At 36.0% G+C, this 10,204-nt stretch carries 9 protein-coding genes; all 9 read left to right on the top strand.

Annotated features, from left to right (window positions below):
- Nucleotides 1-258: aminotransferase class IV (locus tag WC622_RS15595; protein WP_372820629.1), on the top strand; the 258-nt coding region annotated here is incomplete at its 5' end.
- 52 nt (nt 259-310) lie between these two features.
- Complete coding sequence (ilvD, locus tag WC622_RS15590; RefSeq protein WP_372820628.1) at nt 311-1,996, top strand: dihydroxy-acid dehydratase; 1,686 nt, start codon at nt 311-313, stop codon at nt 1,994-1,996.
- A 44-nt stretch (nt 1,997-2,040) separates the two neighbouring features.
- Entirely contained in the window at nt 2,041-3,792 is a 1,752-nt protein-coding gene (ilvB, locus tag WC622_RS15585; RefSeq protein WP_372820627.1) for a biosynthetic-type acetolactate synthase large subunit, read from the top strand.
- A 23-nt stretch (nt 3,793-3,815) separates the two neighbouring features.
- Entirely contained in the window at nt 3,816-4,451 is a 636-nt protein-coding gene (ilvN, locus tag WC622_RS15580) for an acetolactate synthase small subunit (RefSeq protein ID WP_372820626.1), read from the top strand.
- A gap of 189 nt (nt 4,452-4,640) precedes the next feature.
- On the top strand, nt 4,641-6,122 hold the full coding sequence (ilvC, locus tag WC622_RS15575) for a ketol-acid reductoisomerase (protein WP_372820625.1): 1,482 nt from the start codon (nt 4,641-4,643) through the stop codon (nt 6,120-6,122).
- Nucleotides 6,123-6,175: 53 nt separating this feature from the next.
- A complete protein-coding gene (leuC, locus tag WC622_RS15570) occupies nt 6,176-7,585 on the top strand; it encodes a 3-isopropylmalate dehydratase large subunit (RefSeq protein WP_372820624.1) in 1,410 nt (469 codons plus the stop codon).
- 13 nt (nt 7,586-7,598) lie between these two features.
- Nucleotides 7,599-8,360, top strand: a complete 762-nt coding sequence (locus tag WC622_RS15565) for a trans-aconitate 2-methyltransferase (protein WP_372820623.1) — start codon at nt 7,599-7,601, stop codon at nt 8,358-8,360.
- Between the two features lie 27 nt (nt 8,361-8,387).
- A complete protein-coding gene (gene leuD / locus WC622_RS15560) occupies nt 8,388-8,972 on the top strand; it encodes a 3-isopropylmalate dehydratase small subunit (RefSeq protein WP_372820622.1) in 585 nt (194 codons plus the stop codon).
- Nucleotides 8,972-10,204 (top strand): ATP-binding cassette domain-containing protein (locus WC622_RS15555; protein WP_372820621.1); only part of this gene is annotated, 1,233 nt, incomplete at its 3' end. The genes leuD and WC622_RS15555, both read left to right, overlap by 1 nt.

Raw genomic sequence — 10,204 nt, 5'->3', positions numbered from 1 at the left:
GCAGGAATAACACGAAATACCGTTATTGAATTATGCAATGTGTTAGATATTGAAGTTGTAGAAAAAAAAATCAGCGTTGTAGAATTAAAAAAAGCGGATAGTGCATTTTTCTGTGGTACTGCGACTGAAATTATTGGCATCCATACTATTGATGATGTGGTTTATAAACAAAAGTGGAATGATAGCATTGGCGCTACGATACAAAGAGCCTATAAAAACTTAGTATTGGAGAAAGTAAATTATGAAGTAATAATTTAGGTTTTAACACAGCCTGAACAAGTGAACTAAGGAACCAATTGAATAAATAGAAATGAACGAAATCAATAAATACAGTAAAACATTTACACAAGATCCAACACAACCAGCAGCACAAGCCATGTTGTATGGAATCGGATTAACAGATGCGGATATGGAAAAAGCGCAAGTTGGCATTGCAAGTATGGGTTACGATGGAAACACCTGCAATATGCATCTTAACGATTTAGCTAAAGATGTGAAAACTGGTGTTTGGAAAAATGATTTAGTTGGATTGGTTTTTAACACAATTGGTGTGAGTGATGGTATGAGCAATGGTACCGATGGTATGCGTTATTCATTAGTTAGTCGTGACGTAATTGCAGATAGTATCGAAACTATTTGTGGTGGTCAATATTACGATGGCATAATTGCAATTCCGGGTTGTGATAAAAATATGCCAGGTGCAATTATGGCAATGGCTCGTTTAGATCGTCCTTCGATTATGGTTTATGGTGGAACAATTGCACCAGGATATTATAAAGGAGAAGAATTAAACATCGTTTCTGCGTTTGAAGCTTTAGGACAGAAAATCTGTGGCAATCTTTCTGAAGAAGATTATCAAGGAATCATCAAACATACTTGCCCGGGTGCAGGTGCATGTGGCGGTATGTACACTGCAAATACAATGGCAGCAGCAATTGAGGCTTTAGGAATGAGTTTACCGTACTCTTCTTCAAATCCAGCGGTAAGTGATGAGAAAAAACAAGAGTGTTTGAATGCTGGAAAATACATCAAAATCCTTTTAGAAAAAGATATTAAACCATCTGATATTATGACGAGAAAAGCATTTGAGAATGCAATTCGCTCTATCATTATCTTAGGTGGAAGTACAAACGCAGTGTTGCATTTTATTGCAATTGGAAAATCGGTTGGTGTAGAAATTACGCAAGACGACTTCCAAAAAATGAGTGATGTAACGCCTGTTCTTGCCGATTTTAAACCAAGCGGCAAATACTTAATGCAAGATTTACATCAATATGGTGGTATTCCCGCTGTAATGAAATATTTATTGAATGAAGGTTTACTACATGGCGATTGCTTAACCGTAACTGGAAAGACGGTAGCAGAGAATTTAGCTGATGTGAAATCAGTTATGGATTATGATCAAAAAATCATCCAAAAAATAAGTGAGCCGCTTAAAGCTTCTGGCCATTTACAAATTCTTTATGGAAATCTAGCCGAAAAGGGTTCAGTGGCAAAAATAAGTGGAAAAGAAGGCGAAAAATTTGAAGGCCCAGCTCGTGTATTTGATGGCGAACATGATTTAATTGCTGGTATTTCTAGCGGACGAGTGAAACCTGGCGACGTGATCGTAATTAAGAATGCTGGTCCAGTTGGCGCTCCTGGAATGCCGGAAATGTTAAAACCAACATCAGCAATTATCGGTGCTGGATTGGGTAAATCGGTAGCTCTAATTACAGATGGTCGTTTTTCTGGCGGCACACACGGTTTTGTAGTTGGCCATATTACTCCAGAAGCTTACAAAGGTGGGTTAATTGGTTTAGTGGAAAATGATGATCCTATTTTAATTGATGCTGTAAACAACATCATCAGTTTACAAGTAAATGAAGAAATTATCGCTGAGCGAAGAAAAAACTATAAACAGCCTGCCCTAAAAGTAAGTAAAGGTGTACTTTATAAATATGCTAAAACAGTTTCAGACGCAGCAAGTGGTTGTGTTACAGACGAATACTTATAACTCACAAAAGGAATTAAGAAGCTAAAGAATTTAGAATAAAGACTATGGAAACTGCACAGGAAACAATACAAGCGACTGAGGCTAAAGCAGAAACCTCAACAAAAACTTTCAAGGGAACTGGCTCACAAGTTCTTTTAAATGGATTAATTGAAGAAGGTGTACATACCATTTTTGGTTACCCAGGTGGTGCAATTATGCCAATTTATGATGCATTATATGATTATTCAGATAAATTAAAACATATTTTGGTGCGTCATGAGCAAGGTGGAATTCACGCTGCTCAAGGTTTTGCCAGAGCAAGTGGTGAGGTTGGTGTTGTTTTTGCAACTAGCGGACCAGGCGCAACAAATTTAGTAACAGGTTTAGCTGATGCACAAATTGACAGTACTCCCCTAGTTTGTATAACTGGACAAGTTTTTGCTCATTTATTGGGAACTGATGCTTTTCAGGAAACTGATGTGATTAATATTACAACACCAGTTACCAAATGGAATTATCAAGTTACCGATGCTAACGAAATCCAAGAAGTTTTAGCTAAAGCATTTCATATTGCTAAAAGCGGTAGACCAGGTCCTGTTTTAATTGATATTACCAAAAACGCACAGTTACAAATCGAAGAGTTTCCTGAATATGTAAAATGCAATCATATTCGAAGCTATCGTCCAAAACCAAAAGTTAGAGTACAATATATTGAGCAAGCAGCAGAATTAATTAATGCAGCTAAAAAACCTTTTATATTATTCGGACAAGGTGTTGTTTTAGGTAAAGCAGAAGAAGAATTTAAAGCATTCATCAATAAAACTGGAATCCCAGCTGCCTGGACAATTATGGGTGAAGGTGCAATTCCAACTTCTCATCCTTTAAATGTGGGTATGTTGGGTATGCATGGTAATTATGGACCAAATGTTTTAACTAATGAAGCTGATGTAATTATTGCCATTGGAATGCGTTTTGACGATCGTGTAACTGGTCGTTTAGATAAATATGCAAAGCAAGCTAAAATTGTTCATTTAGACATTGATCCAGCTGAAATTGATAAAAATGTGAAAGCCGATGTTGGCGTTTGGGGCGATTGTAAAGAGACATTACCACTATTAACCAATTTGGTAAATGAGAATAAGCATGAAGATTGGTTAGCTAAATTTAGAGACTACAACCAACAAGAAATAGATCAAGTAATTACGCCAGAGCTTTTCCCAACTGGGGATGAAATTACCATGGGCGAAGTGTTGCGTAACATCAACGAAATTTGTGGAGGTGATGCCGTAATTGTTACGGATGTTGGTCAGCACCAAATGGTAGCATGTCGTTATGCTAAATTTAACAACACTCGGAGTAATATCACATCTGGTGGATTAGGCACCATGGGTTTTGGTTTACCAGCAGCAATTGGCGCTAAGTATGGCGCACCAGATAAAACAGTAATTGCCATAATTGGTGATGGCGGTTTCCAAATGACACCGCAAGAATTAGGTACCATAATGCAATTCGGCGCAGCTGTAAAAATTCTGATTTTAAATAATCGTTTTTTAGGAATGGTTCGCCAATGGCAAGAATTATTTAACGACAAGCGCTATTCTTCAGTTAACATTACCAGTCCTGATTTTGTAGCATTAGCAAAAGCTTACTATATCGAAGCGGATAAAGTTGATGAACGTGTCAACTTAAGAAAAGCGTTGGAAACGATGATAAATCATGAAGGTTCTTACCTACTAGAAGTGATGGTTGGAAGAGAAAACAACGTTTTCCCGATGGTGCCTCAAGGTTGTAGTGTAAGTGAAATTAGATTAAAATAATTGAGCAATTAAAAGAGAGAAAAATGAGTACAATAGATCATTTCGAAAATAAAAGTGCCCCTCTAATTGATGGGAAAGAAGAATATACGATAACAGTTTATGCAGAAAATCGCATTGGTTTATTAAATAGAATTGCTATTATTTTTTCTAAAAGAAAAATAAACATTGAGAGTTTAAACACCTCTCCATCTGAAATTGAAGGCATTCACCGTTTTAATATTGTGATACACGAAGGTTACGAAGTAGTTAGAAAACTTGCCCGTCAGATTGAAAAACAAATTGAAGTATTAAAAGTATATTTTAATACAAATGATGAAATTATTTGGCAAGAACTAGCACTTTACAAAGTATCGACTGATGAAATTGCAGAGAAAGTAACTGTTGAGCGCTTGTTAAGACAATATGGCGCAAGTGCGGTAGTTATTCGTAAAGATTATACTGTTTTTGCTGTGACTGGACATAAAGAAGAGACTGATGCTTTAATTGCTGCTTTAGAGCCTTACGAATTAATTGAATTTGTACGGAGTGCAAGAGTTGCAATTATTAAAGATAGTGCAGGTTTCCACGAAAAACTGAAAGAATTTGAAGCTATTGAGCCAGGTGAAGAATTAATAGAAAATGAGTTTCTAGAAAAAGGCTCAAAGATATTTACGATGTAGAACACCGTCGGAAAGATACTACGGTTGAGATGAAGAAGGAATGGAGTTAATAAACCCGATTGAAATGAAAAGCCCACAGCGTAGCGAGGACTTGAAATGAAAAGCGGGACAGAAGAAACCGAAAAGCGCTGAACCTGCTTTTCAAAATAAAAATTGAAACATAAACTAATAAAGAAATAAACAAAAACAATGGCAAATTATTTTAACACATTACCACTTAGAGAAAAACTAAACCAATTGGGCGTTTGCGATTTTATGGACAGTTCTGAATTTTTAGACGGTGTAAATGCTTTAAAAGGTAAGAAAATGGTAATTGTAGGTTGTGGTGCACAAGGTTTAAACCAAGGTTTGAATTTAAGAGATAGCGGTTTAAATATTGCTTATGCATTGCGTAAAGAAGCTATCGAAGGCAAAAGAGATTCTTGGAAAAATGCTACTGATAACAATTTTACTGTTGGTACGTATGAAGAATTAATTCCGACAGCTGATGTGGTAATTAACCTTACTCCAGACAAACAACATACCTCGGTGGTAAATGCAGTAATGCCATTGATGAAAGAAGGCGCTACATTATCTTACTCGCATGGTTTTAACATTGTAGAAGAAGGTACGCAAATTCGCAAAGACTTAACCGTGATTATGGTTGCTCCAAAATGTCCTGGAAGTGAAGTTAGGGCAGAATATGTAAGAGGTTTTGGCGTACCAACTTTAATTGCTGTGCACCCAGAAAACGATCCACAAGGGAAAGGTTTAGCGCAAGCGAAAGCATATTGCGTGGGTACTGGCGGACATAAAGCAGGTGTGTTAAAATCATCTTTTGTGGCCGAAGTAAAATCTGACTTAATGGGTGAACAAACCATTTTGTGTGGTTTGTTGCAAACTGGCTCTATCCTATCTTTTGATAAAATGATTGAAAAAGGAATTGACGCTGGTTATGCTTCTAAATTGGTTCAATATGGTGTGGAAGTAATTACTGAAGCTTTAAAACAAGGTGGTATTACTGCCATGATGGATAGATTGAGTAATCCTGCTAAAATTAAAGCATTTGAAATTTCAGAAGAATTGAAAGATATCATGCGTCCGTTGTTTCAAAAACACCAAGATGATATTATGAGCGGTGAATTTAGCCGTATCATGATGGAAGATTGGGCAAATGGTGATAAAAATTTATTGGCTTGGAGAGCTGAAACTGGTGAAACTGCTTTTGAAAAAACACCAGCTGGTGATGTAAAAATTGGTGAGCAAGAATATTTCGATAACTATACTTTGATGGTTGCATTTGTGAGAGCGGGTGTTGAATTAGCTTTCGAAACTATGGTTCAGGCAGGTATTAAACCAGAATCTGCGTATTACGAATCATTACACGAAACGCCACTAATTGCGAATACAATTGCTCGTAAAAAATTGTTCGAAATGAACCGTGTAATTTCTGACACTGCGGAATACGGGTGTTATTTATTCGATCAAGCTTGTAAACCATTATTAGCTGACTTTATGAAAAAAGTAGATACTGATTTAGTTGGTAAAAACTTTAACGATGGTAAAGATGGCGCAGTAGATAACAGAACTTTAATTGCAGTAAATGAGGCTATTCGTTCTCATGAGGTAGAGCAAATTGGTGCTACATTACGTAAAGCGATGACAGCAATGAAATCAATTAAAACAGCATAAAAATAACAAACCTTGCAGGCTTTAAAAACTGTAAGGTTAAAATAATAAACAAGATGTCAAAAACATTAGTAGAAAAAATTTGGGATGCCCACGTAGTAAAAAGTGAAGCAGGATTTCCTGATATTTTATACATTGATACCCATTTCATTCATGAGGTGACTAGTCCTCAAGCTTTTGATGGTTTGCGCAAACGCGGATTACCTTTGTTTAGACCAAAGCAGACCATTGCTACAGCTGATCATAATGTGCCAACTTTAAATCAGCATTTGCCGATTAAAGAGGAACTTTCTAGGTATCAGGTAGATATGTTAACAAAAAATTGTGCAGAATTTGGCGTTGAACTATATGGTTTAGGGCATCCTTTTCAAGGCATTGTTCACGTAATTGGGCCAGAATTAGGAATTACTCAACCTGGAGCAACTATAGTTTGTGGTGATAGTCATACATCTACACATGGTGCTTTTGGTAGCATCGCCTTTGGCATTGGCACTTCTCAGGTTGAGCAAGTAATGGCAACGCAATGTTTATTGCAGCAAAAACCTAAAACCATGAAAATTGAAGTGAATGGTGAAACAGGTGTTGGTGTAAGTGCAAAAGACATTATCCTTTATATTATTTCTCAAATTTCTGCGGCTGGCGGAACTGGTTATTTTATTGAATATGCAGGTTCGGCAATTACTTCTTTAAGTATGGAAGCCAGAATGACCATCTGCAATATGAGTATCGAAATGGGTGCTCGTGGCGGATTAATTGCTCCTGACGAAACTACTTTTGAATATTTAAAAGGCAGAGAATTTAGTCCGAAAGGAGAAGATTGGGATAAAGCAGTGGCGAATTGGAAAACTTTATATAGTGATGCTGATGCCCATTTTGATGAAGTTTTAACCTTTAATGCTGCTGATATTGAACCAATGATTACCTATGGTACAAACCCAGGCATGGGGATGGGCATTACTCAAAATGTACCTGCAACTGATAAGCAGGCTATTCCTGAACAATTATCGTATCAAAAAGCATTAGATTATATGGGCATTGCCGATAATTCTCCCTTATTGGGAAAACCAATCGACTATGTTTTTATTGGTTCATGTACCAACTCTAGAATGGAAGATTTACGGGAAGTTGCACATTTTGTAGAAGGAAAGCATAAAGCTGATGGTGTTACCGTATGGATTGTTCCTGGCTCTAAACAGATTGAGCAACAAGCAATTGCCGAAGGTTTGGATAAAATATTTGAAGCCGCTGGTTTCCAATTACGTGAACCTGGTTGTAGTGCTTGTTTAGGAATGAATGAGGACAAAATTCCGGCAGGAAAATATTGTGTTTCTACATCGAATAGAAATTTCGAAGGAAGACAAGGACAAAATGCGAGAACATTATTGGCTAGTCCACTTACAGCCGCAGCCGCTGCAGTGACTGGGCGAATTACGGATGTGAGAGAATTATTAGAAGAACACGTATAAAAATTAAAAAGAGATGCCAGAAATATATTGGGATAGCAAATTATACGACAAACAACATCATTTTGTTTCTGATTATGGAGCAGATGTTGTGCAATGGCTTGCTCCAAAAACTGGTGAACATATTTTAGATGTAGGTTGCGGAACTGGTCAATTAGCTGCTGAAATTGCAGAAAGTGGTGCAGTTGTAATTGGAGTTGATGCTTCTTTTGAAATGATTAATAGTGCAAAAGCTGCTCATCCTAATTTATATTTCGAAGTAGTTGATGCAACTAAGTTGCCTTATGAAAACACTTTTGATGCCATTTTTAGCAACGCAACTTTCCATTGGATAGAAAATCAAGATGCATTAATTGAAGGGTTATATAAAAGTTTAAAAACCGGTGGCAGATTAACTGCTGAGTTTGGTGGTAAAGGAAATGTTAAAAGTATAACAGATGCAATAGAATCCGCAGCTCACCAATTGGGTTTAACCAATCAGATTACTACAAATTTTTGGTTTTTCCCATCAGTAAGCACTTATACTACCTTATTAGAAAAACAAGGTTTTGAAGTTGAACAAGCTTGGTTATTTGACAGGCCAACACCATTAAATGGCGAAAACGGAATGTATGATTGGATTAGTCAATTTGCTCAACATGCATTTAAAAAACTAACAACAACACAGATCGAAGAAGTCAAAAATTTAGCCGTACAAATACTAAAACCTAATTATTTTAAGAACGGAGAATGGGTTGCAGATTATAGAAGATTGAGAATTAAAGCTTGGAAGAAATAAGCCTAGAAGAAAGTAATTAATAAAAGAATGAGAAAGTTCGAAAAATTAACATCGGCTATAGTGCCTTTAAATATAGAAAACATTGATACCGACCAGATTATACCTGCAAGGTTTTTGAAAGCAACTACACGAGAAGGTTTTGGTGAAAATTTATTCTGCGATTGGCGTTATGATGAAAATCGTAATCCAAAACCAGATTTTGTTTTAAATGATAAAACATATAGCGGGAAAATATTAGTGGCTGGTAAAAATTTTGGTTGCGGCAGTAGTCGTGAGCATGCAGCTTGGGCTATACAAGATGCTGGTTTTGATGCCGTAGTAAGCAGTTTTTTTGCAGATATTTTTAAGGGAAATGCCTTAAACAATGGCCTTTTACCAGTTCAAGTGAGTGATGATTTTTTGCATCAACTATTTATTGAAGTGGCAAAAAATCATGAAAATGAAGTTGAAATTGATTTAGAAAAACAAACTATTACGATACTAAGTACAGGTCAACAAGAAACTTTTGAGATTAATGCGTATAAAAAATCATGTTTAATTAATGGTTACGATGATATCGATTTCATCTTAAACCAAAAACAATTAATAGCAGAATTCGAGCAAACAAAATAATGATACAACCAGTCGTCCTTATTAAAAATTTAAACTTAAAATACCAACACAAATTGGTGTTAGAGGATTTAAATTGGACAATAAATAGTGGAGAAAACTGGTTATTAAGCGGTAAAAGTGGAAGTGGAAAAACTTCATTAGTTAAACTAATTGCTGGATTAACTGGTGGTTCTGGAGATATCACAATCGAATTTGATCCCTCTCATAAGTTATCCGCAAAAGCATTGTATGTTGCAAGTTGGTATCAATTTAAAGATTTAGAAGGCGAATCTAATTTTTATTATCAGCAACGCTACAATAGTCAACAAGCACATCGCACACATACGGTTTATGCAGAATTACTAAACTACGGTAAGGAAAATCAGCTTGAATTTAATGAACTTGAAAATATTTTAAGTGCTTTAGGATTTTCTGAATTGAAAGATGTTCAGTTAATTCAATTATCAAGTGGAGAACATAAAAAACTGCAACTGGTTAAAGCGATATGGCTAAAACCACAGTTGTTAATTTTAGATCAACCTTACACAGGTTTAGATGCACTTTCTCGTAAAAATCTGGGCGCATTATTAAACGATATTTCCTCCGAAGGTGTGCAGTTGATTATGATTACTGATCCAAGTGAATTGCCTACATGTATTAATCGCTTTGCTGAAATAAAAGATGGACGTTTAACTGTTTCTAAATCATTGGAATCCATTTCGGTTTTACCTAAAAAGATCGTGAAAACCATTCCAAATTTTTTAAGTAAAGCCCCTGTTTCTAGTGCAGAAATTTTAATCAGTATGACTGATGTAAATATTAGTTATGGGGATAAGAGGGCGTTAAAACACATAAACTGGGAAGTTAAAAATGGAGAAAAATGGTTATTACAAGGTCATAATGGATCAGGGAAATCAACTTTGTTAAGCTTAGTAAATGGCGATCATCCTCAAGCATATGCGAATAACATTCATCTTTTTGGCAATAAAAGAGGGAGTGGAGAAAGCATTTGGGAAATTAAAGCGCATATAGGTTTAATATCGCCAGAATTACATTGGTATTTTGATGCAACATCAACGGTTTTTCAAAGCATCGCCTCTGGTTTCTTCGATAGTTCGGGTTTATTGAAAACAATTGGCGCAGAAAAACAGGCTCAAGTTGAAGAACTAATTGACTATTTCGAGCTCAATGAATATAAAAATGAATTATTAAAGGTGCTTCCTCTTGGCAAACAAAGGTTGGTTTTATTAGCG

The sequence above is a fragment of the Pedobacter sp. genome (assembly GCF_041662865.1).
Classification (GTDB): Bacteria; Bacteroidota; Bacteroidia; order Sphingobacteriales; family Sphingobacteriaceae; genus Pedobacter.
Note: the sequence above shows the minus strand (reverse complement) of the source record. Positions and strands in the feature narration are given on the sequence as shown.

What these genes read in the sequence shown, in the direction of transcription:
- leuC (WP_372820624.1), top strand. Translation starts at nt 6,176, where the DNA reads ATGTCAAAAACATTAGTAGAAAAAATTTGGGATGCCCACGTAGTAAAA.
- ilvN (WP_372820626.1), top strand. Translation starts at nt 3,816, where the DNA reads ATGAGTACAATAGATCATTTCGAAAATAAAAGTGCCCCTCTAATTGAT.
- leuD (WP_372820622.1), top strand. Translation starts at nt 8,388, where the DNA reads ATGAGAAAGTTCGAAAAATTAACATCGGCTATAGTGCCTTTAAATATA.
- ilvD (WP_372820628.1), top strand. Translation starts at nt 311, where the DNA reads ATGAACGAAATCAATAAATACAGTAAAACATTTACACAAGATCCAACA.
- ilvC (WP_372820625.1), top strand. Translation starts at nt 4,641, where the DNA reads ATGGCAAATTATTTTAACACATTACCACTTAGAGAAAAACTAAACCAA.
- ilvB (WP_372820627.1), top strand. Translation starts at nt 2,041, where the DNA reads ATGGAAACTGCACAGGAAACAATACAAGCGACTGAGGCTAAAGCAGAA.
- WC622_RS15565 (WP_372820623.1), top strand. Translation starts at nt 7,599, where the DNA reads ATGCCAGAAATATATTGGGATAGCAAATTATACGACAAACAACATCAT.